We start from the raw sequence: 25150 nt of genomic DNA on the forward strand, positions 1-25150 counted from the left end.
GAGTCTCGACGTGACGTTTTCTCGTCGGCGCCCGCGAGTGCCTGGCCGCCGCCGATTGCGCGGTCGCCGACGCCGCGGCGGCAGCCGGCGTGGTACGCGGCCGACTCGGCGTCGGCATGATCAGGACCACGGCCGCCATCGACGTCCCCGAACTGCTGCAGCGGTACCGCGCCCGGTACCCGGACGTCCGTGTCAGCCTCCGTGCCGGAAGCAGCGACGAACTGGCCGTGGCGATCCGGAACGGAGAGTTGGACATCGGCTTCCTCGGTCTGCCGGAGGGCGACCGTCCGGCTGGTGTGGAAGCCATCGTTCTCGATCATGACGAGCATGTGCTGGTGGTACCGGCCGGGCACCGGCTCGCGGGCGCTTCCCTGGTCATGCTGCACGAGGTCGCCGAGGAGACGTTCGTGGACTTCAGGGACGGGTCACCGGGCCGGGCCCAGTCCGACCAGGCGTTCGCGGCCGCGGGTCTGACCCGCGATGTCGCGTACGAGGCGGACGTGGCCTGACCCGGCTGATCGTGCGCGGGCTCGGCATCGCGTTGCTGCCGTCCGCGTTCATCCGGCCGCTGGCCGCCGACGACCCGCAGCTGGAGCTGGTCCCGGTGGTCGACGGGCCGCGTCGCGTCGAGTATCTGGCGTGGAGCAGAGTCCATCCCAGCCCGGCCACGCAGGCGCTGCTCGATGTCCTCGGGGTCAGATCACCGGCGTAAAGGAATCCTTGACATCGGGTCCCTTGTAAAGGCAGCCTTTACATATGGCCGATTCTCCGCCGACTCTCGCCGCCCTCAGCGCCTCGCTGGCCGAAGATGCCTCGGCCCTGGCCGCGTCGTTGGCCAGCCCGTTGGCCTCGCCCGCCTACCTCGGCCTGGTCCGACGCTCCCAGAGCGTGGCCGGTGTGGCCGAACAGCTGCTGAAGCTGTGCGTGCAGCAGTGTCGCGACGCCGGTCACACCTGGCAGGAGATCGGCGACCTGCTGGGAGTCACCCGGCAAGCCGCCTTCCAGCGGTTCGGGAAGCCCATCGACCCGCGAACGGGAGAACCCATGGACAAGACAGTGCACATGACCGACGCCGCGGAACGCGCCACCAAGATCGTCACGGATGTCCTCGACGGCCGCATGGACGAAGCGAGGCAGTCCTTCAACGCCCAGGTGCTGGAGGCGTTCACCGACGAGGTGCGGGGCAGCGGCCTCGCTTCGATCACCGGCCTGGTCGGGGCGTTCGAGGGCTTCGCTGAGGGCGATCCGTTCGTCCGGCGCATCGGCGACCACACGGTCGTCGACATTCCGCTGCGCTACGAGGCCGGCGACATGAAGGCCCGGGTCGCGTTCGACACGGACGAGAAGGTCGCCGGGCTCGTCATCGTTCCGCCCGACACCCCGTGAAAGGCGCTCCCGTGCTCACCGACTCCCTCAGCTCCTCGTCACCGCCGATCTGGGCGGCGATCGTACCGCTGGTGGCCCTCATCCCCGCCGTCTACTGCATGATCGACGTCTCCCGGCACCCGAACACCCGGAGTCTGTCCGCCCAGGCATGGCTGGCCATCTGCGCATTCGGGAACGTGTTGGGGCTCATCGCCTACGTGAGGTTCGGACGGAGCGAAGACCGATAGCCCTTACAGAACTGTGACGCGACGTGGCCACAACCAACCCGGCGGTCATCTGGTCTCACCCCATACGGACCACATGAACGAGGGGAACCCATGAAGCTCGCACGCCGTACAGCCATCATCACGGCCATCGCCACCGTCGTCGGGGGCAGCACTCTCGCCCTTGCCGGGCCCGCGTCCGCGACGGAGTCGGTCGGGCCGGTCGCGAAGTACAACGGGGCCTGTGGCGCCGGACACAAGGTCATCGACTCCGCCGACATGGAGAACCTGGGCACCACGTTCCTGACGTACAACAAGACGACCGGCGAGAACTGTGTGGTCACCGTGCGCGCCAGCGCTGGGGCGCCGGTGTACATGTTCGCCTCGCTCAGCTCCGAACTGGAGGGGAAGGCGACCGACAGCGGCCGGTTCACGACCTACGCCGGGCCCGTCTACCTTCACGCCCCTGGGCAGTGCGTCACCTGGGAAGGCGGCATCACCACCTATTCCACGAAGGGCACCGGTCACTGCGGCTGACCGGGAGCCGGTACGGCCGTACGGTCAGACGGTCAGCTCCGCGGGTGGGCGTCATGGGCGAGGAGGGCGAGCTGGACACGGTTGTCCAGGCCCAGCTTGACCAGGGCGCTGGAGAGGTGGGCCTTGACCGTGCCGACGGACAGGTGCAGGCGGTTGCCGATGTCGGCGTTGGACAGCCCTTCGGCGACCGCCTCGGCCACCTCGCGCTCCCGTGAGGTGAGGGATGCGAGCCGCTGACGGGCGCGTTCGGCCCGGTCGTCCGGTTCCGTCGCCGCGTGTTCCATGAGTGCCCGCGCGGCGGACGGTGACAGGGCGGGCTCGCCGCGGGCGGCGCGCCGTACCGCCTCCACGATGTCCTCGGGCGCGGCGTGTTTGACGAGGTATCCGGCGGCGCCGGCGCGCATCGCCGCTACGACCAGCCGGTGCTCGTCGAAGGTGGTCAGCACGATCACCCGCGGGGACGGCGCGCCGGGGCGGGTGAGGGCCCGGGTGGCGGCGAGGCCGTCCATGACGGGCATCCGGATGTCCATCAGGATCACATCGGGCTGGTGTTCGCGGACGGCGGCGGCCACTTGGCCGCCGTCGGCCGCCTCCCCGACGACCTCCATGCCGTCCGCGCCGCGCAGCATCATCTTCAGCCCGGTCCGCACCAAGGGGTCGTCGTCGGCCAGCAGCACTCGGATCATCGCGTCACCTCGCGGGCCACGGTAGCCGGGCGCGCAGCGTGAAGGTGCCGTCGGCGGCGGTGTGGCCGAGGGTGCCGCCGTCGAGCCGGACGCGTTCGGCGAGTCCGGTGAGACCGGTGCCGGTGCCCGGGATCGCGTCGCCGGTGCCGGGGGTGGCGAGCAGGGCGTTGCGGATCTCCACCGTGAGGCCGTCGCCCGGGCCTCCGGCCAGCGCTACGCGGACGGGGGTACCGGGCGCGTGCTTGCGGGCGTTGGTCAGGCCCTCCTGGGTCACGCGGTAGACGGTGCGGTGCAGTGGGGACCGCAGGTCGCGTACGGCGTCGGCGGTCAGCTCGGTGCGGAAGTCCACGGGCTGGCCGGTGGCGCGGGCGTCCGCGACGAGAGCGTCGATGTCCTCGATGCGGGGCAGCAGCGACATCGGCTCGCCGCCGTCCTCCGCGTGCAGCAGGCGCAGTACGTCCTGAAGCTCTTCCACGGCCTCGTGTGCGTTGCCCCGGATCACCTCGGCGCTCTCGGCGACCTCGGCGCTGTCGAGCGCGGGTCCGGCGCCCGCCTCCGCCTGCCGGGTGCGGTAGGCGAGCGCGCCCGCGTGGACGGAGAGCAGGGAGATGCGGTGTGCCAGCACGTCGTGCATCTCGCGGGCGATGGCCTGGCGTTCGCCGCGGCGGGCGTCGGCGAGCCGTCGCTCGTGTTCGGCACGGGCCCGGGCGGCGTCCGCGCGCAGCCGTTCGACGAGCAGCCGCCGGGAGCGCAGGGCGTGGCCCGTGGCGAAGGCGGCCAGGAGGTAGGCCAGCGAGAACGCGGCGTCGAGCCACAGGTCGTCGGCCGTGCCCGACAGCAGCAGGCCGGAGGGCGTCATGAGCAGCGCGTACGCCCCGAGCGTCAGCAGAGCCTGCCGCCAGCGGAGCCGGAGGGCGATGTTGGTGACGATCACCGCGCCCGCGGGCAGGGCGCTGGTCGCCAGCGCCACCGCGGGCAGCCCGATCACGGCCACGGCGAGCGGGTGACGGCGCCGCCACCACAGCGCGAGGCAGGCCACGAGCCCCAGCAGCGGGTCCACGTCCGCGGCCCACCCCGGCAGATCGCCCTGCTCCTTCACCACGCCGAGGACGACCATGCCGAGGAGGACGGCCGCGCTGAAGAGCGCCGTGTCCACCGCCCGGTCGCGCCAGGCACGCCAGGCGCGACCGGGCGGGAGGGCGAGGTCGGGGCCGTCGGTCATGGCAGGAGGGTATGCGGGCCGCCGGGTGCGGCACATCGGCCCATCGGCCGGATCGTCTTGGCCACTTGGCGGAGGCGGGTGGCGCCGGCCGGGACTTCCGTACGGCGGCGGCGGGTCGTCCGGCAGTCTCGTGGTGGCCCATCGGCGAATGGTGCGCGCTCCGGTGACCCGTTCAGGCTGTTTTCCATCCGGAAGACGGGAGAGACGGACATGGGCGCAGCTCAGGTCAGCAGGGCACGGTTTCTACAGCTCGCGGGGGCCGTCGCCGTCGGCACGGCGCTGCCCGCCGGGCACGCGGCCGCGGCGGGGCGACACCACCGGCGGGCGCGGGACGCGGGGTTCGGCGGGGTGCGATATCGCGGGGTCGTCTACGAAGTAGGGGCGGGCGAAACGGCGGCCACGGCGTGGAACGCGGAACGTACCCGGGCCGATCTGCGGGCGATCCGCGACGAGTTGCACGCCGACACGGTGAAGGTCACCGGCGACGGCGTCGAACGGCTCACCCGTACCGCGGCCGAGGCGGCCGAGCGCGGTCTGCGCGTATGGCTGGAGCCGACCCTGGGGGATGTGCCTGCCCGGGACATCCTCGACCACCTCGCGGAGACCGGACGGTTCGCCGAACGGCTGCGCCGCCAGGGAGTTCGGGTGCATCTGAACGTGGGCTGTGAGTTCCTGCTGTTCGTGCCCGGGATCGTGCCCGGCGCCACCGCGGCCGAACGGATCGACAACCTGGTCAAGGGCAACTACGACCCGGTCGAGACGGCCCGGCGGCTGCGCCGCTTCACCGCGCGGGCCGCCGCGGTCGGCCGCTCGGTCTTCCGCGGGCCCCTGTCGTACGGGGCCGCGCAGGACGAGGACGTGGACTGGGACCTGTTCGACCTGGTGTGCATCGACTACTACGGCTGGTATCCGAACCGCGCCGGACACCTCCGCGAGCTGCGCAGGTACCAGCGGCACGGCAAACCGCTCGCGATCACCGAGTTCGGCTGCTGCACCTTCGAGGGCGCACCGCGTCTGGGCGGCATGGGCTGGGACGTCGTCGACTACACCACGACGCCACCTCGGGTGAAGGAGGGGCTGGTGCGCAGCGAGCGCACGCAGGCCGCGTACCTGACGGATGTGTTCGAGGTGTTCGAGTCGTTGAACCTGTACGCGGCCATGGCGTACACCTTCGTCACGCCCGACGCCCCGCACCGCAGCGAGCGGCGACTCGATCTGGACATGGCCAGCTACAGCCTGGTGAAGGTGATCCGGGACCGTCCGGCGGATCCGGACTCCCCCTGGCACTGGGAGCCCAAGGAATCGTTCACGGCCCTGGCGGGCGCGTACGCCCGCCGACGGCCGTCGCCCGGATCACCCTGACCGTGTGCCGTGGAAGTCCACGTCCTTGGTCTCCGGTGTGCGGGCGATCAGCACCAGGCTCAGGACGTACGCGGCCGCCAGCAGACCGGCGATGCTCCAGGGTGAGCCCGTCCAGTCCAGCAGCAAGGCCGCCACGAAGGGCTTCGGGCTGCCGCCGAGCGCATCTGGCAACCCCGCCCTTCCTCTTGACGCCGCGTGCGTTAATGCGCATTACTAATGCGCATTAACAGCTCGGCGAGCGAGGGGGCCTCAGGAGTGGAGCAGCCGAAGAAGCGGCCGAAACCGGGACGGAACCCGGCGCCCGCGAGCCGTACGTCACGGCCGCGGCAGGCGGAGGTGGCCGGGCTCGCCGGAGTGTCCCAGGCGACGGTGTCACTGGTGCTGTCGGCGCGCGTCGACGGCAGGGCGGCGGCCATCTCCGAGGAGACCCGGCAGCGCGTCCTCGACGCGGCCCGCAGTCTCGGCTATGTGCCGGACCCGGCGGCCCGGCGGCTGGCGGCGGCCCGCAACAACCTGCTCGGCGTCTTCAGCTTCACCGCCACGTTCCCGACCGACGTCCAGCACTCGTACTACCCGTTCCTGGTGGGTGTGGAGCAGGAGGCGGCCGCCCTGGGCTACGACCTGGTGCTGTTCACGGGGTCGAGCACCGGTGGCGCGGGCGCCGTCGGCCCGGCCGCGCTGAGCCGGGTCCGGCTGGCCGACGGGTGTCTCTTCCTCGGCCGCCACGTACCGCGCGCCGAGCTGAAGCGGCTCGTCGCCGACGGGTTTCCGGTGGTGCATCTGGGCCGCCGTGAGGAACTGGAGGGGCTGGCCTGGGTCGGCGCCGACTATGTGAGCGCCAGCCGTCAAGTCGTCGCCCATCTGGCCGAGTTGGGGCACCGGCGGATCGTGCTCGTACGGGAGGACGACGACGCTCCCCCGTCCACGGACCGGCAGCGGGGCTTCGAGGACGGCCTGGCGGACGCGGGCCTCGCGGACGGGCCCGGCGCGGTGCTGCGCTGCGCCGATCCGGCGGGCGAGCTGACGGCGCAGCGGGTGCGGACCCTGGTCGCGGACGGGGTGACCGCGTTCGTGGCCGAGGAGACGGACACGGGGGCGGCGTGGCGGGCGCTGAACGGTGCCGTACGGGAGGCCGGACTCACCTGCCCGGGCGATGTCTCGCTGGGGCTGCTCGGGAGCCCGCCCGCGGACCTCGCCGCGGGGCCCGTGCCGATGGGGTTCGACATCCCCCGGCACCGGCTGGGCGCCGCGGCGGTCCGGCTGCTCGCCGCGCTCGTGGCGGGCGAGGAGGCGCGGGAGCCGTTGGTGGCCTGCGAGTTCCGCACCGGCGAGACGGCGGGCCCGCCCGCGGCGCCACGTTAGCGATCAACTCCCGTACTGCAGCTCGCAGTTCCGTCACGACTACGAGGAGCACCGTGGTACCCCAGCCAGATATCCTGATCGTCGGTGGCGGCCTCGGCGGCGTCGCCGCGGCACTCGCGGCCTGCCGGGCGGGCCGACGCGTCGTGATGACCGAGGAGACCGACTGGATCGGTGGGCAGCTGACCGCGCAGGCCGTGCCGCCGGACGAGCACCCGTGGGTGGAACGGTTCGGCACGACGGCGACGTACCGGGCCCTGCGCGAGGGCATCCGGGCCTACTACCGGCAGTGGTATCCGCTGCGCGGCGAGGCGCTCGGGCTCACCGAGCTCAACCCGGGCGCCGGGCGTGTCAGCAAACTGTGCCATGAGCCGCGCGTCGCGCTCGCCGTCCTGGAGGCGATGCTCGCGCCGCACCGGGCCGCCGGGCTGCTGACCGTCCTGACCGAGCACCGGGCCGTCTCCGCCGAGCACGACAACGATGCCATCACCGCCGTCACGGTGCGCGACCTGCGCGGTGGCGCCTCGCGCACCTTCGCGGCACCGTACGTCATCGACGCCACCGAGACCGGTGAGCTGCTGGAGCTGGCCGGTGTGGAACACGGGAGCGGTGCCGAGTCGCACGACGAGTTCGGGGAGCCGCACGCCCCCGCCCGGGCGCAGCCCGGCAACCAGCAGGGCATCACGGTGTGCTTCGCGCTCTCGCACCACGAGGGCGAGGACCACACGATCGACCGGCCCGAGGGGTACGGCTTCTGGCGCGCGTACCGCCCCGGCTTCTGGCCGGGTCCGCTGCTCGGGTTCGAGGCTCCCGACCCGCGGACCCTGGAGCCCGTCCCACGCACGTTCGCGCCCAACCCCGAGCAGGATCCGCTGGCCGTGCACGCGGACCAGAGCGCGGACGCCGGGGACAAGGAGCTGTGGGGTTTCCGCCGGATCCTGGCCCGCAAGCTGCACCGGCCCGGCGCCTTCGGCTCGGACATCACGCTGGTCAACTGGCCCCTGAACGACTACTGGCGCAAGCCCTACGTCGGCCAGGAGGCCGAAGCGCTGCGCGAGGCACGGGAGTTGTCGCTGTCCGTCCTGTACTGGCTGCAGACCGAGGCGCCGCGGGCGGACGGCGGCACCGGGTTCCCCGGGCTGCGTATCCGCCCCGATGTGACGGGCACGGCGGACGGACTCGCCAAGGCGCCTTACGTACGCGAGTCGCGGCGCATCAAGGCGGTGACGACCGTCGTCGAGCAGGATGTGGCCATCGACGCCGTGGGGCCGTACGGCACCAAGCACTACCGGGACTCGGTCGGCGTCGGGGGCTACCGCATCGATCTGCACCCCTCGACGGGCGGCGACACCTACATCGACATCGGCTCGGTGCCGTTCGAGATCCCGCTGGGCGCGATGGTGCCGTGCCGGGTGCGGAACCTGCTGCCCGCGGGCAAGAACATCGGCACGACGCACATCACCAACGGCTGCTACCGCCTGCACCCCGTGGAATGGAACATCGGCGAGGTCGCGGGCGCGCTCGCCGCGCACTGCCTGGACCAGGACGTGGAGCCGCAGCAGGTGCAGGCGGAGGACAAGCGGTTCGACGAGTTCGGCCGGGTGCTGGACCGGGCGGGCGTGCAGAGGCGCTGGCCCGACGTCCGCGGCTACTGACCGGCTCCCTTCAGCGACATACGTATGTCAACGCACAAGGAGGTGCCTGACATGTGCCCTGACCGTCGCGTCCGCGTCGGTATCGACGTGGGCGGCACGTTCACGGACGCCGTGGCCGTCGATGCCGCGACACTCGAACTGGTGGGCCAGGTGAAGGTGCCCACCAGCCACCACCATGAGGACGGTGTCGCACACGGCATCGTCCGGGCGCTCGACCGTCTCCTCGGACAGGTCGGTCGCACCCCGGCCGACGTCATGTTCCTGGCGCACGGCACGACCCAGGCCACCAACGCGCTCCTGGAGGGCGATGTGGCGAAGGTCGGGCTCATCGGGATCGGCACGGGGGCGGGTGCCGTGCTCACCCGGCGCCTGGCGGCGTTCGGGAAGCTGGAACTCGCCCCGGGCAAGCGGCTTCCGCTGGCGTACGCGCATGTGGCGGACCCGTTCGACAGCGACGCGGTGCGGGCCGCCGTGAACCGCGTACGGGAGGAGGGTGCCCACGTCCTCGTCGCCACCGAGCCGTTCGGGGTGGACCGGCCCGAAGGGGAGCGGGCCGTGCTGGAGGTGGCGCGGGCCACGGGGCTGCCGGGCGCGGCGGCACACGAGATCACCTCGCTGTACGGGCTGCACAAGCGGACCCGTACCGCCGTGGTGAACGCGGCGATCCTGCCGCGCATGCTGGTCACGGCCGATCTCGTCGACTCCGCCATCACCAAGGCCGGAGTAACGGCACCGCTGATGGTGATGCGGTGCGACGGCGGTGTCATGTCGCTGGACGAGATGCGGCGCCGCCCGCTGCTGACAGTCCTGTCGGGGCCGGCGGCGGGTGTGGCGGGCGCGCTGATGCGGGAGCGGATCAGCGAGGGAGTGTTCCTGGAGACGGGCGGCACGTCGACGGACGTCAGCGTGGTGCGGCGCGGCAAGGTGGCGGTGCGGCACGCGACGATCCTCGGCAAGAGGTCGTACCTGAGCGCCCTGGATGTGCGCACCGTCGGCGTCGGTGGCGGGTCCATGGTGCGGGTCTTGGGCGGGAAGGTCACGGGCGTCGGTCCGCGCAGCGCGCACATCGCCGGGATTCCCTACGCCTGCTTCGCCTCGCTCGACGAGCTGCGGGACGCGAAGGTCACCACGGTACGGCCGATGGACGGCGACCCCGACGACTACGTGGTGCTGAACGCGGAGGGCGGCCGGTTCGCCGTGACGATGACCTGCGCGGCGAACGCGCTCGGCCGGGTCCCCGAGGGCGACTTCGCACGCTGTGATCCGAAGGTGGCGCACGCGGCGCTCGCCCCGCTGGCCGCCCTGCTCGGCATGGACGTGGCGGGCGCGGCGCGGACCGTGCTGGACGCGGGGACCGCGTCGGTGAGGACGGTCGTGGACGCGATGATCCGCGACTACCGGCTCGGCCGGGAGACCGCCGTCCTGGTGGGCGGCGGTGGCGGAGCGGCGGCGGTGACCCCGCACCTGGCCCGGGCCACCGGTCTGGAAGGACGCATCGCCCGGCACAACGAGGTCATCAGCCCGATCGGGGTGGCGCTCGCGCTGGTCCGTGAGCAGGTGGAGCGGATCATCCCCGGGGCCACCCAGGAGCAGATCCTCGCCGTACGGGCCGAGGCCGAGCGCGCGGTCGTCGCGCAGGGCGCCACTGCCGAGGGCGTCGAGGTCGAGGTGACGGTCGACCCGCAGACCAGCACCGTACGGGCCGTCGCCACCGGAGCGACCGAACTGCGCAGCCAGGACCGGGCGCACCGCGCCGATGACGCCGAGCGGCTGCGCGCGGCCGCCACGAGCCTCAAGGCGCAGGAGACGCGGGTGAGGATCCTGGCCAGCACGGACGCGTACACGGTGTACGGCACGGAGGTGCGGCGCCGGATGCGCGCCCATCGCCGGCCGGTGCGGGTCGTGGACGCGGACGGGGTGGTGCGGCTCGGGGTGTCCGACGCGCGGGTGAGGACGACGACCGTGGGCGCGGCGGGCGAGGCGCTGGCCGCGCTGGTACGGGACGCCACCTCGTACGGCGACGGCGGGGTGCGGGCGCCCGCGGTGCGTCTGCTGGTGGGCGGCCGGATCGCGGATCTGTCCGGTGTGCTCGACCCCGGGGCCCTGCTCGCGCTGGCCCGCGGCGAGTTGCGTGCGCGTGCGGCCGACGAGCCGGTGGTGGCGGTCGTGGAGTCCCGCGCATGAGCGGCGACCACGCCCTCGACCACGACGTGGACCTGGCCGTGCGTTTTCTCTCGGGGACGCCCACGCACGAGGGCCGCGATCCGCTGGTCCTGCGCCGATGGGCCGAGGCGGCCGAGGAGTTCGGGCGACGTATGGCCCCCGATCCGGCGCCGGTCCGGGTGGTCGAGCGGGACGGCGGGCTCGCCGCCGGGCTGCTGGCCCGGTACCGGTCGCGGCCGCCGGTGGTCGAGGTGTACGTCGACACGGTCGACCGCGCCGAACGGCTCATCGCCCAGCGTGGCTGGCGGCGCTGGTTCCCCGCAGGATCGGTGCTGGCCGCGGCCCTCGCCCATGAGCAGGCGCACGCCTGGCTCCATCACGCGCCCGTGCGGGCCGAGTTCAAGCGGGCGCTGGGCCACACCGCCCTGCGGCTCGGACGGCGCCGCCTGTACGCGCATGTCGCGGGCGCCGACGAGCTGGCCGCGCACGCCTACGCCCGCGCCACCTGCGGCCTGGGCCGCAGCCCCCTGCTGCTCACCGAGGCGCTGGCCGCCGCGTGTTCCGAAAGCGAAAGACGTCCGAAAGCGAGAAGTGATCGATGGGTGTCGTGATTCTGCTCCTCATGGCGGTGGGCGTCGCCGCCATGCTCACCCGCAGGCTGCCCACCGCGTTCGCGCTGGTGCTGCTCGCCGTGGCGATCGCGTTCGCCGCGGGCGCGCCGCTGACCGGGAAGAACAGCGTGTTCGACACGGTGCTCCAGGAGGGTGCGCCCGCGCTGGCGGCCACGATGATCGCGATCCTGCTCGGTTCGTGGCTCGGCAAGCTCCTGGAGGAGACCGGCATCGCGGGCACCCTGGTCCGTAAGATCGTCGAATTCGGCGGCGACCGGCCGGTGTTCGTGGCGCTCGGCGTGCTCGCGGTGTCGGCCCTGGTGGGCACGGTGACGGGGTCCGCGCCCGCGGCGATGCTCGCCGGGCTCATCGGGATCCCGGCCATGATCGCGGTGGGCATCCCGAAGGTGACGGCCGCCGGTACGATCCTCATGGGAATCGCGGTGGGCATCCCGTTCGAGCTGCCGGTGTGGCAGTTCTTCTCCACGGCGCTGGAACTGCCCGTGGACACCGTGCGCGGCTTCATGGTGAAGCTGTTCCCGTTCGCGCTGGTGGCGGCGGTGGCGTACGTCCTGGTGGAGTCGCGGCGGCGCGGTGTGGAGCACACGTGGTCGCTCGCGTCGATGCGGCGGGAGCCGCGGTCGCGCGGCCGCCGACAGGCACTCGGGGATGCCCCGTGGTACGCGCTCCTCACACCGGGGGTGCCGCTCCTGATGGCCCTCGGCTTCGAAGTGGCCATCATCCCCTCGCTGCTGGCGGGGGTGTTGTACGCGCTGGTGACGACCACGCCGCCGCGGGAGATGAACCGCCGCCTGCTGCGCACCCTGTACGGCGGCTTCGAGGTGGCGGCGGCCCCGGTCACACTGTTCGTGGCGATCGGCATCCTGCTCGCCGCGGTGAAGCTGCCCGGCGCCGTCGACGCGCTGGAGCCGCTGGTCAAGGCGGTCAGTCCGCAGAACGCGGTGCTGTTCGTGCTGGTGTTCACGCTGCTGGTGCCGCTGTGCCTGTACCGCGGTCCGCTGAACGTCTTCGGCCTCGGCGCGGGCATCGCGAGCGTCCTCATCGCCACCGGCATCTACCCGGCCACCGCCGTCCTCGGCATGGCCACCTCGTACAACCAGGTCTTCGGCGTCGCCGACCCGACCAGCACCCAGACGGTGTGGGCCGCCCAGTACGCGGGCGTCTCACCGCAGCAGGTGATGGTGCGGACGCTGCCGTATGTGTGGGCCGTGGCGTTCGGTGGTCTGTGCGTCACCGCCGCGACCTACCTGTGACATCCCTTCACCAGCGAACCGACCTAAGGAGCCGATCATGCAAGAGCCGCAGTCCGGCCCGGACCGTCGTATGTTCCTGCGCGCGACCGCCGTCACCGGCGCCGCGCTGACCCTCGGCGGCCTGTCGGCGCCGTCCGCGTCGGCCGCGCCCGGTGGCTTCCCCGACTACACCTACGTACGGACACTGCTGAAGCCGTCGCAGCTGAAGTACAACCCGACGGGCGAGATCATCTTCCCGACCGTGCGCGGCGTCTACGACAAGCTGGCGTCACCGCTCGGCCGGTACTACCTCTACTACGCGCCCCACGACGCGCCCGGCGGCATCTGCCTCGCCTACGGGGACTCGCTGGAGGGTCCGTTCACGGAGTACCCGGCGAACCCGATCGTGTCGAACAAGTGGGCCGGGCACTACTCGGTCAATCATGTCTCCTCGCCGCATGTGATGTGGAACGCGGACCTGAAGGAGTTCTGGCTGTACTTCCACGGCGGCAACACCACGACACGGCTCGCCCGGTCCCGGGACGGTGTCCGCTTCACGTACGACAAGGTCGTCCTGTCCACGTCGATGATGCCCTCGGGCACCACCGAGACGTCGTACGCCCGCGTCTTCCGGCACGACCTGCCGTCACGCGGAGCCCGCTACGTGATGCTGTTCATGCTGAACAACACCACCAACCACCGTGACATCTGCTGGGGTTGGTCCGCCGACGGCCGGAACTGGACCTTCGACCAGACTCCGCTGGTGCGCCACTCGGACGTCGGCGCCGTGAACGTCGGCGGCCCCCATCTGCTCACGCGCAACGGTTCCGCGTACGTGGTCTACAACAAGGACAAGGAGAGCGGCGGCGACATCATGATCACCGAGGTGGGCGCGGACTTCTCACGCCGTCGCCACCTCGGCGTCTTCTACAAATCTCGCTCGGGGGCGCCCGAGAACGGCAGGGCGGCGGCGCCCGCGTTCGGCACCGACCGCGGAGTGCCCTACATGGTGTTCGAGGCGGGGGAACGCCTCAAGGGCTCCATCGCGGTGGCCCGGGCCTGACCGCCCGCCCGTCTGGTCAACTCGCCTGTCTTCATTGACACTTGACGCTTCAACGTTCAGCATGACGCAGCAAACTGTTGCTTCGTGATGCGCATGTGCCCGCCTGGAGCAGAGAGGGTTGGAAGTGGACATGAGACAGGCGCATGAGCGACGACCGGACGGTGTGCGCCGCCGGACGGTGCTGCTGGGCGCTGCCGCCGGTGCCGGAGCGGTGGCGCTCGGGGCCGGTGTCGCCCCCGCCCAGGCACGGGCCGCGGCGTTCGTCCGTGGCGCCGACATCAGCTGGATGCCGCAGATGGAAGCGCGGGGGTACTACTGGAACAACAGTGCCGGAGCACGGCAGGACCTGTTCACCATCCTCAAGGGGTACGGGATCACCGCGGTCAGCCTGCGGACCTGGGTCAACCCCTCCAGCGACCCGGCCAACGGGCACTGCGGCATCGAGGAGACCGCGCAGCTGGCACAGCGGGCCAAGAATGCCGGGATGCAGGTCCTCATCGGATTCCACTTCGGCGACACCTGGAACTCGGTCGGTGTGCAGAATCCGCCCGCGGCCTGGGCCGGGATGAGCTACAGCCAGATGCTCGACGCCATGTACGACTACGTCTACCACTCGTGCAACGTCATCAAGTACTACGGCGTGACACCGGGCTGGGTGAAGATCGGCAACGAGACCAACTCCGGCATCTGCAAACCGGTCGGCAGCATAAGCCGCGCGAACCAGATGACGGGGCTGCTGAACGCCGCGTACGACATGTCCAAGCAGGTGTTCCCGAGCACCCCGGTGCTGGTGCACCTGGCCCAGCCGCAGAACCTGGCCAGCATCCAGAACTTCCTCAACGCCTATCGGGACAACGGCGGGAAGTGGGACATCACCGGGCTGTCCTCGTACGCACAAGGCGGCAATGTGCCCGGTGTGCTGGCGAACATGAAGACGATCCAGTCCAGCTACGGCAAGCCGGTCATGCAGGTGGAGTACGGAGGGCCGGTGGGCAAACCCACCCAGGTGCGGGATTCGCTGCGCGCCTTCGTCAGCGGGGTGCAGGGCTTCGGTGGTCTGGGCACGTTCTTCTGGGAGCCGGAGGGCTATCCCTCGTTCAACAGCTACAACAGCTCCGCCTGGGACGAGAGCAGCCGACGGCCCACGGCGGCCATGGACGGCTTCCTCTGAGCACGTCTGGATACTTCTTCGGCCATTCCCTGAGGTGAGCCATGAGACCTGCCCTGCGTATGACGCCTGCTCTCTTCGCTTCGATCGTCGCGTTGCTCTTGAGCGCCCTCACGGTCACCCCCACATCGGCGGCCGGGAAGTCGTATTACGTGGCCCCGCAGGGCAGTGACTCTGCCGCGGGGACACAGGCCGCGCCCTGGGCGTCGGTCGCCCATGCGCAGTCCGTCGCCGGGGCGGGCGACACGGTGTACTTCCGGGGCGGTACGTACGCTTACGCCCGCGCGATCAGCAGCTGCAAGAGCCAGACGGACCGAGTCGACGCGATCACGCTGAACAAGAGCGGCAGCGCGGGCAGCCCCATCCGCTACATGGCCTACCCGGGCGAGAAGCCGGTCTTCGATTTCTCCCGGATGACGGACGACTGCCGGATCAAGGGCTTCGATGTCACCGGCAGCTGGATCCACCTCAAGGGGCTGGGCGTCACCGGCGTGCCGCAGAACAACAATCTGAACCACGAGTCCTGGGGGATCTGGATCTCCGGGAGCAACAACACCTTCGAGCAGATCGATTCCCATCACCACATGGGCCCCGGACTGTTCATCCAGAACGGGGGCGGCAATCTCGTCCTCAACTCGGACTCGCACGACAACTACGATCCGCGCAGTTCCAGCGGGGCGGGCGAGAACGCTGACGGGTTCGGCGCCCACATCTCGGCCAACAATCCCGGCAACGTGTTCCGGGGCTGTCGGGCGTGGTGGAACTCCGACGACGGGTTCGACCTCATCAGCGCCTATTCGTCCGTGACCATCGAGAACTCCTGGTCGTGGCGGAACGGATATATTCCGGGAACGACCACGGCAGCCGGTAACGGAAGCGGCTTCAAGGCGGGTGGTTACGGGGGCGACTACGACGCGGGCGCCGTCAAGCACACCGTCCGCACCTCGGTGGCCTTCGCCAACAGGGCGGCGGGCTTCTACGCCAACCACCATCCGCTCGCCAACGACTTCTTCAACAACACCGGCTACGGGAACCATCCGGATTTCAATATGCTGGGAGTCGATTCGAGCGGCGCCGCCGTGGGGCGGGGAAACCTGCGTAACAACATCGCCTACACCGGCACGCTGACGTCGAACATGAGCGGCACGAACGATGCGTACAACTCCTGGAACGTGGGCGTCTCCGTGTCGGACGCGCAGTTCCGGAGTGTGTCGACGTCCGGCTGGGACGCGGCCCGGCAGGCCGATGGCAGTTTGCCCTCGCTGCCGAATCTCCGGCTCGCGGCGAACAGCACCCTGATCGACAAGGGGGTCGGCGTGGGCCTGCCGTACAGCGGGCGGGCGCCGGATCTCGGTGCCTTCGAAGCCTCCTGACCGGCCTCGTGACCTGCTTCCGGGCACGGGACGGCACCGGGCGGCCGCGGCGTGCCGCGACCGCCCGGTGGCGGTGGTTATGAGCAGGGCTTGTAGAACTGCTTCCAACCGCCGGTGGGCATGGCCGGGGGCTCGGCCCAGGTCCCGGACTCGCCGTACTTCAGGTACGCGTCGTAGTCGAAGTCGGCCAGACCGCCGCCCGGCTTCGACAGGCGCACGTCGCGGTCCATCACGCCGTCACCGGCGTTGTTGCGGACCGCGAGGTCCGGGTACGCGTCGTCGTTGTAGTGGGCGATGGCGAGCTGCTTGGCCTCGCCACGGTCACCGATGTCGGAGTGCCGGGCATCGGCGGACCCCAGGTTGGTCCGGTTGAGCGGTCCGGGGCGGACCTCCGCGAGGCGGGCCGTGTTGGGGTCGTCGCCGTCGGCCGGCTCGACGATATTGACGACCATGTCCAGCGTGCCGTCGTTGTCGAAGTCGGCCACCGCGGCGGTCGCGATCTCGCCCTTCTTCGCGCCAAGGAGGTCCTTGACCTGGACCTTGTTGCCGAACGAGCCGTTCGCGGTGCCCCACTGGATCGTCATCCCGGTGCCGGTGTGGCCCGGGTTGCTGATCTTGTCCGGGTGGGCGTCCCCGTCGAGATCGCCGACCAGGGTGGTCGCGTCCGCCAGGCACGGGGCCGCGGCGGCCGACGGCTCGGCCGCACCGGCCTGGTAACCGGCGACGGTCAGAGTCAGGGCGGCGGCCGCGAGTGGCACGGCGATGAAACGTGTGCGCTTCCGAAGCACTGATGAGCTCCTATCTGTTGCTGACGCCCAGTGAGATATGCGTGCTGCCAGATGAGTTGAGCCCTGATCGCCACGTAACAGGAATGTGACATTCAGGCCGGAGGGCCCGGTGGTTACATGCCACCCGTCGGCTTGCGGTACGCGGCCAGCAGATCGTCCGTGAGCCGGGCGACCACGTCGGACACTTGGGTGCGCAGATAGTGGTGGCCGCCGGGGAAGCGGTGGACCCGGGTGTCGGATGTCGTGCAGGCGCTCCACTCGTGCAGGGTCTCGGGGTCGACCATCGGGTCGTCGAGTCCGCCGAGGATGGTCAGCCGCGCGCGCAGCGGCGGCCACGTCCGGCGGGTGTGGTGCAGCAGCGCCACCGCGTCCGCGAGGAACGGGGTGTAGACGGTGCGGGTGAGCGTGGCGTCGGCCGGTGGCTCCCAGCCCATGATCTCCGTGATGGCGGTGATCCCGGAGCCGAGGTTGCGCGCGATGTGGTCGTCGAGTCCGTCGCGGTTCGGTGGCGGAACGGCGGACAGCGCGAGCAGGTCCGGCTCGGTGTGCGAGGCGGACCGGAGCCGTTGGGTGGCCTCGAAGGCGAGCAGCGCTCCGAAGCTGTGGCCGAAGACGGCGTAGAAGCCGTCGGCGGGTGGCCGGTGGCGCAGGTCCTCGGCGATCTCTTCCGCGATGCCGGTGGCGGCCCAGTCGATGTCGGTGATCGACGGTTCCCCGGTGCGGGTGCCGCGGCCCGGCAGGTCGAGGGCCACCAGGTCGAAGAGTTCGGAGAACGCGGCGACCCAGGGCAGGAAGAATTCCGATCCGGTGCCGGACGGGGGCACGCAGTAGACCCGGATCCGCGCGGTCTGCCGGTCGGTGAGCCGGTTCAGCTCCGGTGTGGGGAAGGGTGCCTGTGGTGTCATGCGTTCCGCCTGACCCGCCCGAGGAGGCGTGGGGCGAGCTGCCGGACACCGGCCGCGGTGGCGAGTTCCATCGTCGGGACGACGCAGTCCAGCCTGCGCTGGAGTACGGCGCTCAGCTCGGCCGCCATCAGCGACTCCAGGCCGAGCTGGTCGAGCCGGGTGTCGGGGTCGATGCGCTCCGGGGTGGTGTGCAGGACGGTGGCCAGCGCCGCGACCAGCACCTCGGTGACGATGGCCAGCGCCTCCGCCCCGTCCGCCGAGCGCACCAGCTCCGGTATGTTCCGGTCAGCGTCAAGGGTGTCGGCGTCCGGCGCGGGCAGGATCTCGGCGAAGCGCGGTGCGGCGACGGCGGGGAGGAGCTTCGCGGTCTGCGCCCAGTCCGTGTTTCCCACCATGACGACGTCCGCGTCGGGGTCGGTGATGAGTTCGCCGAGCACGCGGGTGGCGGTGGTGGAGTCGAGTTCCCCGAATCCGGCCTGCCGCATGGTGTCGACCATGCCCGCCCGGTCGGCGTATCCGGTGTCGGAGATGGCACACCACTGCACGGCCAGTCCGGGCAGTCCGGCGGCCCGGCGCCGCCGGATGATCGCCTCGCCCGCCAGGTTGCCCGCGGCGTAGGTGCTCTGCCGGAGGTTGCCCGCGAGCGCGGAGATGGAGCTGTAGAAGACGAAGAAGTCGAGTGGCCGGTCACGGGTGAGCCGGTCCAGGTGTGCCGTCCCGTCGAGTTTCGGGCTCACCACGGCGCGGGTCCGCTCGTCGTCGAGATCCACCGCGGTGGCGTCGTCGAGGACGTCGTCGAGCACCATGGCGGCGTTGATGACACCGCGCAACGGGCGGCCGGTGGCGTCGATGGCGGCCACGAGTTCCCGGACGGCCGCCGGATCGGTGATGTCGGTGGCGTACGGGGTCGCCCGCGCGCCTTCCTCGGCGATGCGGGCGAGCACCGCACCGGCCTCGGGGTGGGTGGCGCCGCTGCGGGAGGCCAGCGCCAGGTGGCGCGCCCCGCAGCGGGCCAGCCAGAGGGCGGTGGCGGCACCGAACCCGCCCAGGCCGCCGGTGACGAGGTAGGTCGCCTCCGGGTCCAGGGCCACGGGAGGACGTGGTACGCGTACGGGGACCGGTTCCGCGGGGTCGAAGGTGATGACGAGTTTGCCGATGTGCCGGGAGTCCCGCAGCAGCGCCATGGCGTCGTTGATCTGCTCCGCGGGGTAGGTGAGGTGCGGCAGCGGTGGGTACACCCCGGACGCCACGCGCTCGGCCAGTTCGTCGATCATCTGCCCGGCCACCGGGCTGTCGCCCTGGAGCAGGCTGGTGAGGTCGACCCCGAAGAAGGAGAGGTCGCGGGAGAACGGGCGCAGGGCGAGCGCGTTGTCGGCGAGGATGTCCCGCTTCCCGAGTTCCACGAACCGGCCGTGCGGGCGCAGCAGTTCCATGCCACGGCCCAGCGCCTCCCCGGCCACTGAGTTGAGCACCACGTCCACCCCGCGGCCGTCGGTGATGTCGAGGACGTCATCGGCGAAGCCGAGGCTTCGCGAGTCCAGTACGTGTGTGTAGCCGAGCAGGCGCAGCAGCTGGCGTTTGGCGGGGGTGCCCGCGGTGGCGATGACGGTGGCCCCCACGTGTTCGGCGTAGCGGAGCGCGGCCAGCCCCACTCCCCCGGCGGCTCCGTGGACGAGGATCGTCTCGCCCCGGCGGAGCCGGGCCAGGTAGTCGAGGCCGTAGTGCACGGTGGCGAAGACCGTGGGGATGGTGGCCGCTTCGGTGAACGGCATGTGCTCGGGGATGGGGACGGTGAGCCGGGCCGGGCAGCGCACCCGCGAGGCGAGGCTTCCGGACTGGGCGGCCATCACCCGGTCGCCCACGGCCCGGTCGGTGACTCCGGCGCCGACGTGGGTCACCACTCCGGCGCATTCGAGGCCCAGCAGCGGGATTCCGGTGTCCGGTGTCTCGGCCATGGGCGGCACCAGGCCACGGGAGACCATGATGTCAGCGTAGTTGAGTGCCGCAGCCCGCACCTCGATGACCACTTCTCCGGGTGCGGGTCCATTCGCGGCCACCGCCGTCCAGGCCGGTCCGTCGTCCGCGACGGCCAGTGCGTAGGGGTGGACGGGGTGGGTGGTGGGGCGGCGCTGGGTGATCCGGGGTACGAAGCGTCCGCCCGCGGTGAGCACGGTCTCGTCCTCGTCGGTCGCGGCGAGCAGTTCCGCGCAGATGTCCGCCGCGGTCGCTCCGGGGGCCACCGCGATCCTGCGCACCCTCAGCAGGGGGTTTTCGCTGGTCAGGGTGCGTGCCTGGGCCCAGGCGGCGGCCGGTCCCGGGCGCTCGGGGACGGCCGTGTGCTCGGCGGGCGTCAGCACCAAGGCACGTACCTCGCGGGTCTCGGGCAGCGCCTGGCAGGCGGTGACCATCGCGCGGAGGATCGCCGCCTGCCGGACGACCGGGCCGACGGGGTCGTCCCCGGTGGTCTCGTCACCGAGCATGACCAGGATTCCGGTGCTGACTTCGGTGTCGTTCAGTGCGGCGGCCCATCGCGCGGCGTCGCCGGAGGCTTCGATGTGGCTCACGGAGCGGTCAGGGCCGCGCAGCCGCGCCGCGACGGACGCGGCCAGGTCGTCGAGGCCGTCCGTCGCCACCAGGAAGTGGCCGGGCGCGGTGTCCGGAGGCTGCGGCGCGGGGTGTTCGCGTGCGCCCCGGTCGGCGAGGAGGACCGAGCAGGTGGGTTCCTCGCCGAGCTGCGCCACGTCGGTGAATCCGGCGGAGCGCAGCACCGGGGGCCACTGCTCACGGGTGAGCAGCGTGTCCTCGCGCAGGTCGGTGTCGGTGAAGCCGGTGGCCGAGGCGAGCAGTCCGTAGCAGGGGGCGAAGAGGTCGTTGTCGTGGAACTCCACGGCGAGCAACCGGCCGCCGGTGTCGAGGAGTTCGGTGAGGTGGCCGAGGGCCCGGTGCACGTCGGTGGTGGCGTGGAGGACGTTGGCGGCGATGACCAGGTCGAAGGAGGCGGCCGCGAAGCCCTGTTCGCCGGGGTCCCGGTCCAGGTCGAGAGTCCGGTAGTCGAGGAACCGGTGGTCGGCGAAGCGGTGGCGGGCGCGGGGGAAGAAGGCTGGGGAGATGTCGGTGTAGGCGTAGGTGGTGCGGTCGGCGGGCAGCCGGGGCAGCAGCCAGGCGGTGGTGGAGCCGGTGCCCGCGCCGACTTCCAGGATCCGCAGTGGCCGGTCCGCTGGCCAGGCGTCGACCAGCGCGGTGAGCATTTCCGCGGCCGTGCGGTTCAGGTGCTGGTGCACCACGGAGGTGGTGTAGTGCAGCTCGGCGAGGCGTTCGGTGTCCGAGAAGAGCAACTGCACCGGATCGACGTCTCCGGTGAGCACTCCGGCCAGTTGCGGGCCGCAGCGCGCGTACAGGAGCAGGTCCGGGGCCATGGCGGGGAAGTCCCGTAGCAGGCCGGTGAGGAGGCGGTCCGGTTCGGGGGTCCGGCCGAGCACGCCTTCTCGTTCGGCGAGTGCCCGCAGGTTCTCGTACAGCTTGCGGTTGGCCGGGCGCGCGCCCTTCGCCTCCAGTTCGGCGAGCGCGGCCGTGGCGAAGTGGCCGGTGAGGTGTTTGACCCGGCGTACGAAGGCGGCGCCGTCGTGGCGCCGGACCGCCTCGTTCAGCGCCGCCACTTCGGTGGCGCGTGCGGCGGCGAGCGCGGTGGCGGTCGGCAGCCCGGCGGGGCCGGTGGTCCCCGGCAGCGGTGCGGCCCGGAGGGTGCTGACGATGCGGTCGACGCCGCTCGCCGCGCCCTTGTTGCGGCGTACGTGGACTCCGCGCAGCTCCATGGCGACGGTGCCGTCCGGATCGGCGACGGTGACGTCGACCGCTGCCTCGCGCAGCGTCAGGCTCCGGGCCCGGATCAGTGCCACGCCCTGGTCGGCGGGGGTGCGCCAGAAGGCGACCCGTTCCAGTCGGGCGGGCAGGAACTGGTGGACCTGTCCGTTCTCGGCGCGGGGAAGCAGCGCCGCGATGGATTGCAGCGTGGAGTCGATGAGGGCGGGGTGGGCGTGGAAACCCTGTGCCCCGGAGGGGTTGGCGTAGTCGGCGAGCACGGTGTCGTCGGCCACGGCGAGCCGCTGGACACCGCGGAACGCCTGTCCGTACGCCAGCTCGACCTGCCGCATCCGCGCGTAGTGCCGTTCCCCGGACATCTCGGTGCGGGCCGCCGCGCGGAGGGCCGCCAGGTCGAGGGGCGCCGGTGGCCCGCCGTGCAGTCGGCGCACCCGCCCCTTCGCGTGTTCCTGCCAGTCCTCGCCGCCCTGGCGGGAGGCCACCCGGAACACTTCACCGGCGAGGCTCGTCTGCACGGTGACGTCCATGCCGGGGTCGTCCCACGGCAGGACCAGCGCCTTGCCGATGTCCAGCCCGGTGACCTCCACCGCCGCGCCATGGGCGTCCCGGCCCGCCGCCAGCGCCACTTCCAGATAGGCGGCGCCGGGCATCACCACCGAACCGCTGACCCGATGGTCGCCGATCCAGCCGTGCCGGGCCGGTTCGACCGGTGTCTGCCAGGTGGGTTCCACGGTCGGCAGCCGGTCGCCGAGGAGCTGGTGTCCCGACTGCTCCGCGCCGCCCGGTCCTGCCGACCACCAGTCCGGGGCGCCGTTGACATGCGGCTCGCGCTGCCATGGGTAGGCGGGCAGCGGCACCACCCGGCCGCGTACCGGGAACCAGGTGTCCCAGTCGACGTCGGCCCCGGCCGCGAGCACGGCCGCGCAGGTGGTCCGTACCGCGGTGGCACCGGCCGCGTTGCGGGACAGCGTGCCGACGGTGGTCATCGGCCGGTCCACGGTGGCGCACTGCCTGCGGAGATAGCCCAGCAGCACCGGGTGGGGGCCGATCTCCACGAGGGTGCCGCAGCCGTGCTCGTCGGCCAGGGTGGTGACGGCGGGGCCGAACAGGACCGGCTCCCGGATGTTGCGCCACCAGTATCCGGCGCCCAGCTCGGTGCCCGGCAGGGTCCCGCCGGTGACGGTGGAGACGAACGCAGCGGTCCCGGGCCGTGGCGAGAGCCCGGCCAGCGAGGTGTGCAGCCGGTCGCGGATCGGGTCCATCGACCGGCTGTGGAAGGCGTAGTCCAGGTCCAGTTCGCGGAAGAACACCCCGCGGAGCAGCAACTCGTCCCCGAGCGCGGCCAGTTCTTCGGCGGATCCGGAGAGGGTCACATCGGTGGGGCTGTTCACCCCGGCCAGCTCCAGGTCCCGGCCGTGGATCAGCGCGCCGACCTCGTCGGCGGGGAGGCCCACCGCTGCCATCCGGCCGTCACCGGCGGTGTCGGCCTGCGCGAGGCCGCGTTCGGCGATGACCCGGCAGGCCGTCGCCAGGTCCAGCGCGCCGCAGGCGTGTGCCGCGGCCACTTCGCCCACCGAATGTCCCGCCACCGCGGCGGGCCGGATGCCACGCTCCCGCAGCAGTGCGGTCAGGCCGAGCTGCACCGCGAACAGCAGCGGCTGGGCGATCTCGGTCCGGTGCAGCTCCGGTGCCACGGACCTCAGTTCCGCGAGCACCGACCAGCCCAGGTGTCCGGCCAGCTCGGCGTCGACCTCGGTGACGGTGTCGCGGAACGCCGGTTCGGTGTCCAGCAGTTCGGCGCCCATGCCCGCCCACTGGGCGCCGTTGCCGGAGTACACGAACGCCACCGGCCCGGGGCTCGCGCCCGCCGCCGCTCCCCCGCCACCAGGGGTGCCCTCGGCGATCGTCTCCAGCAGGGCGGCGGCCTCCTCGGCGCTGTCCGCCACGACGGCGGCCCGTTCGCGGTGGTGTCCGCGCCGCAGGCAGCTGGTGTACGCGATGTCATAGAACGCGTCGGTGGTGTCCCGGAGCCGGGCGACGGTGCGGGTGACCGCCTCGGTGAGCGCCTCCGGGGTGGCCGCCGAGACCAGCACCGGCAGGGATGCCGCCTCCGTCGGCGCGGTGGCGGAGGTCGGGGGCGGCGGGCCGAGGACGGCGTGTGCGTTGGCCCCGCCGAACCCGAATGAGTTGACCGCGAGCGCCCCCGGGGGCAGGGGCCGTGGCGCGGTCACCGGCTCCAGGCCCAGGGCGGGGAAGTCGATGGCGGGATTGAGCGGTTCGGCGTGCAGCGACGCCGGAATCTGGCCGTGGCGCAGCATCAGTACGCATTTGAGCAGACCGGCCATGCCCGCCCCGGACTCCAGGTGGCCGAGGTTGGACTTCACCGAGCCGATGGGCAGCGGGGTACGGCGGCGGCCCGCACCGAATGCCCGGCCCAGCGCCCGGCACTCGATCGGGTCGCCCGCTTGCGTACCGGTGCCGTGGGCTTCCACGTAGGACACGTCCTCAGGGCGCACCCCGGCGCGGTGGTGGACCTGGCGCATCAGCTGTTCCTGGGCCTGAGCGCTGGGCAGCGAGAGCCCGGGGGTGCGTCCGTCCGCGCCCACTCCGGTGCCGAGGACGACGGCGTGCACGGTGTCCCCGTCGGCCTTGGCGTCGGCGAGGCGCTTGAGCACCATCACCGCGCCGCCCTCGGCGCGGACGTATCCGTCGGCGTCCGCGGAGAAGGGGCGGCAGCGCCCGCCGCGGGAGAGCATGGACGCCTTGGAGAAGCCGATGAAGTCCCCGGGGCTCAGCAGCAGGTTGATGCCGCAGGCGAGCGCGATCCCGCCGTCCGGGGTGGCTGCGTCTCGGAGGTGTGCGCAGGCTTGGTGCAGGGCGACCAGGGAGGACGAGCAGGCAGTGTCCACCGCCATGGACGGTCCCCGCAGGTCGAACAGGTGCGACATCCGGTTGGCGGTGTTGCAGAGCGCCGCGCCCGCCATGGTGTACGCCGTGATGGCCTCGGGGCGGGCGTACTGGAGCTGGCCGTAGTTGGCGTTGCTGACCCCCACGTAGACCCCGGAGGCGGATCCGGCGAGGGCCCCCGGGTCCGTCCCTGCGTCATCGAGGGCTTCCCTGGCCATCTCCAGCAGCAGCCGCTGCTGCGGGTCCATCCGGCTCGCCTCACGGGGCGACAGCCCGAAGAAAGCGGCGTCGAATCCGGTGATGTCCTCCAGGAATCCCCCGGCAGCTGAGTAGGTCTTGCCGGGGCGTCGTGGATCGGGGTCCACGAATCGGCGTGCGTCGAACCGGTCCGCGGGTATCTCCCCGACCAGATCGCGCCCCTGGGCCAGCGCGGCCCACAGCTCCTCGGGCGCCGTGATGCCGCCCGGCAACCGGCAGCTGAGCCCGACGACGGCGATATCGTCGGGCCGCTCCGCGCGGGCGAACGGGGTGGGCAGCGTGGATATCGTCTTAGGCGCCATCAGCGCCGACCCTACCAACGGCGGCCGCTGGTCAGTGGGTTGTGACGGGCGAGTCGCGGCCGCTGGTAGGACTCCGTCAGGCCGTGTTCCAGGTTCGGGTTCCTGTGCGCGTCCTGCACGATGGTGATCA

General features: G+C 71.7%; 18 protein-coding genes and 1 pseudogene. 13 read left to right on the top strand and 6 right to left on the bottom strand.

What is annotated here, in order from left to right:
* Positions 1-116 precede the first annotated feature (116 nt).
* From ACH4TL_RS35260 to ACH4TL_RS35275, 4 genes and pseudogenes are all read left to right on the top strand, one after another.
* A pseudogene (locus ACH4TL_RS35260) lies at positions 117-712 on the top strand (LysR substrate-binding domain-containing protein).
* Between the two features lie 44 nt (positions 713-756).
* Entirely contained in the window at positions 757-1386 is a 630-nt protein-coding gene (locus ACH4TL_RS35265; RefSeq protein ID WP_398324584.1) for a DUF3887 domain-containing protein, read from the top strand.
* Positions 1387-1397: 11 nt separating this feature from the next.
* Entirely contained in the window at positions 1398-1613 is a 216-nt protein-coding gene (locus ACH4TL_RS35270; protein ID WP_398324587.1) for a PLD nuclease N-terminal domain-containing protein, read from the top strand.
* A gap of 90 nt (positions 1614-1703) precedes the next feature.
* Positions 1704-2126 (top strand): spore-associated protein A, encoded by a 423-nt coding sequence (locus ACH4TL_RS35275; RefSeq protein ID WP_398324590.1) that lies wholly within the window; start codon positions 1704-1706, stop codon positions 2124-2126.
* Positions 2127-2158: 32 nt separating this feature from the next.
* Here the strand turns inward: ACH4TL_RS35275 and ACH4TL_RS35280 are convergent, their stop codons facing one another.
* Both ACH4TL_RS35280 and ACH4TL_RS35285 read right to left on the bottom strand, forming a co-directional pair.
* Positions 2159-2812 carry a response regulator gene (locus ACH4TL_RS35280; RefSeq protein WP_398324593.1) on the bottom strand — a complete coding sequence of 218 codons (654 nt, stop codon included), beginning with the start codon at positions 2810-2812 and terminating at the stop codon, positions 2159-2161.
* 4 nt (positions 2813-2816) lie between these two features.
* On the bottom strand, positions 2817-4034 hold the full coding sequence (locus ACH4TL_RS35285) for a sensor histidine kinase (protein ID WP_398324596.1): 1218 nt from the start codon (positions 4032-4034) through the stop codon (positions 2817-2819).
* Positions 4035-4244: 210 nt separating this feature from the next.
* On the opposite strand from ACH4TL_RS35285, the gene ACH4TL_RS35290 reads away from it, so the two are divergent.
* Positions 4245-5396, top strand: a complete 1152-nt coding sequence (locus ACH4TL_RS35290; protein ID WP_398324599.1) for an abortive phage infection protein — start codon at positions 4245-4247, stop codon at positions 5394-5396.
* Here ACH4TL_RS35290 and ACH4TL_RS35295 read toward each other — a convergent pair.
* Positions 5388-5567: a hypothetical protein gene (locus ACH4TL_RS35295; protein ID WP_398324601.1), complete on the bottom strand. Its 180-nt coding sequence runs from the start codon at positions 5565-5567 to the stop codon at positions 5388-5390. The two genes, ACH4TL_RS35290 and ACH4TL_RS35295, sit on opposite strands and share 9 nt — an antisense overlap.
* Positions 5568-5651: 84 nt before the next feature.
* Here ACH4TL_RS35295 and ACH4TL_RS35300 point away from each other — a divergent pair, with 84 nt between their 5' ends.
* The 8 genes from ACH4TL_RS35300 (at position 5652) to ACH4TL_RS35335 (ending at position 16041) form a co-directional block, all read left to right on the top strand.
* Complete coding sequence (locus ACH4TL_RS35300) at positions 5652-6758, top strand: LacI family DNA-binding transcriptional regulator (protein ID WP_398324604.1); 1107 nt, start codon at positions 5652-5654, stop codon at positions 6756-6758.
* A gap of 53 nt (positions 6759-6811) precedes the next feature.
* Positions 6812-8410 (top strand): FAD-dependent oxidoreductase, encoded by a 1599-nt coding sequence (locus ACH4TL_RS35305; RefSeq protein WP_398324607.1) that lies wholly within the window; start codon positions 6812-6814, stop codon positions 8408-8410.
* 51 nt (positions 8411-8461) lie between these two features.
* Entirely contained in the window at positions 8462-10594 is a 2133-nt protein-coding gene (locus tag ACH4TL_RS35310; RefSeq protein ID WP_398324610.1) for a hydantoinase/oxoprolinase family protein, read from the top strand.
* Entirely contained in the window at positions 10591-11184 is a 594-nt protein-coding gene (locus ACH4TL_RS35315; protein ID WP_398324613.1) for a hypothetical protein, read from the top strand. The genes ACH4TL_RS35310 and ACH4TL_RS35315 overlap by 4 nt, the downstream gene beginning before the upstream one ends.
* Entirely contained in the window at positions 11172-12458 is a 1287-nt protein-coding gene (locus ACH4TL_RS35320) for a transporter (RefSeq protein WP_398324616.1), read from the top strand. Before ACH4TL_RS35315 ends, ACH4TL_RS35320 begins: the two co-directional genes overlap by 13 nt.
* A gap of 37 nt (positions 12459-12495) precedes the next feature.
* Complete coding sequence (locus ACH4TL_RS35325; RefSeq protein WP_398324619.1) at positions 12496-13500, top strand: hypothetical protein; 1005 nt, start codon at positions 12496-12498, stop codon at positions 13498-13500.
* 130 nt (positions 13501-13630) lie between these two features.
* The gene (locus tag ACH4TL_RS35330) at positions 13631-14671 is read left to right on the top strand and encodes a glycosyl hydrolase 53 family protein (RefSeq protein ID WP_398324622.1); all 1041 of its coding nucleotides are present in this window, start codon (positions 13631-13633) and stop codon (positions 14669-14671) included.
* A gap of 41 nt (positions 14672-14712) precedes the next feature.
* Positions 14713-16041, top strand: coding sequence for a right-handed parallel beta-helix repeat-containing protein (locus tag ACH4TL_RS35335; RefSeq protein WP_398324625.1), 1329 nt, complete (start codon positions 14713-14715; stop codon positions 16039-16041).
* Positions 16042-16118: 77 nt separating this feature from the next.
* Here the strand turns inward: ACH4TL_RS35335 and ACH4TL_RS35340 are convergent, their stop codons facing one another.
* From ACH4TL_RS35340 to ACH4TL_RS35350, 3 genes are all read right to left on the bottom strand, one after another.
* Complete coding sequence (locus ACH4TL_RS35340; RefSeq protein WP_398324628.1) at positions 16119-16799, bottom strand: FG-GAP repeat domain-containing protein; 681 nt, start codon at positions 16797-16799, stop codon at positions 16119-16121.
* A 143-nt stretch (positions 16800-16942) separates the two neighbouring features.
* Positions 16943-17734: a thioesterase II family protein gene (locus ACH4TL_RS35345; RefSeq protein ID WP_398324631.1), complete on the bottom strand. Its 792-nt coding sequence runs from the start codon at positions 17732-17734 to the stop codon at positions 16943-16945.
* Complete coding sequence (locus ACH4TL_RS35350) at positions 17731-25020, bottom strand: SDR family NAD(P)-dependent oxidoreductase (RefSeq protein ID WP_398324634.1); 7290 nt, start codon at positions 25018-25020, stop codon at positions 17731-17733. Before ACH4TL_RS35350 ends, ACH4TL_RS35345 begins: the two co-directional genes overlap by 4 nt.
* Positions 25021-25150: the final 130 nt, after the last annotated feature.

The sequence above is a fragment of the Streptomyces sp. NPDC021115 genome, from assembly GCF_044333065.1.
Taxonomy (GTDB): Bacteria; Actinomycetota; Actinomycetes; order Streptomycetales; family Streptomycetaceae; genus Streptomyces.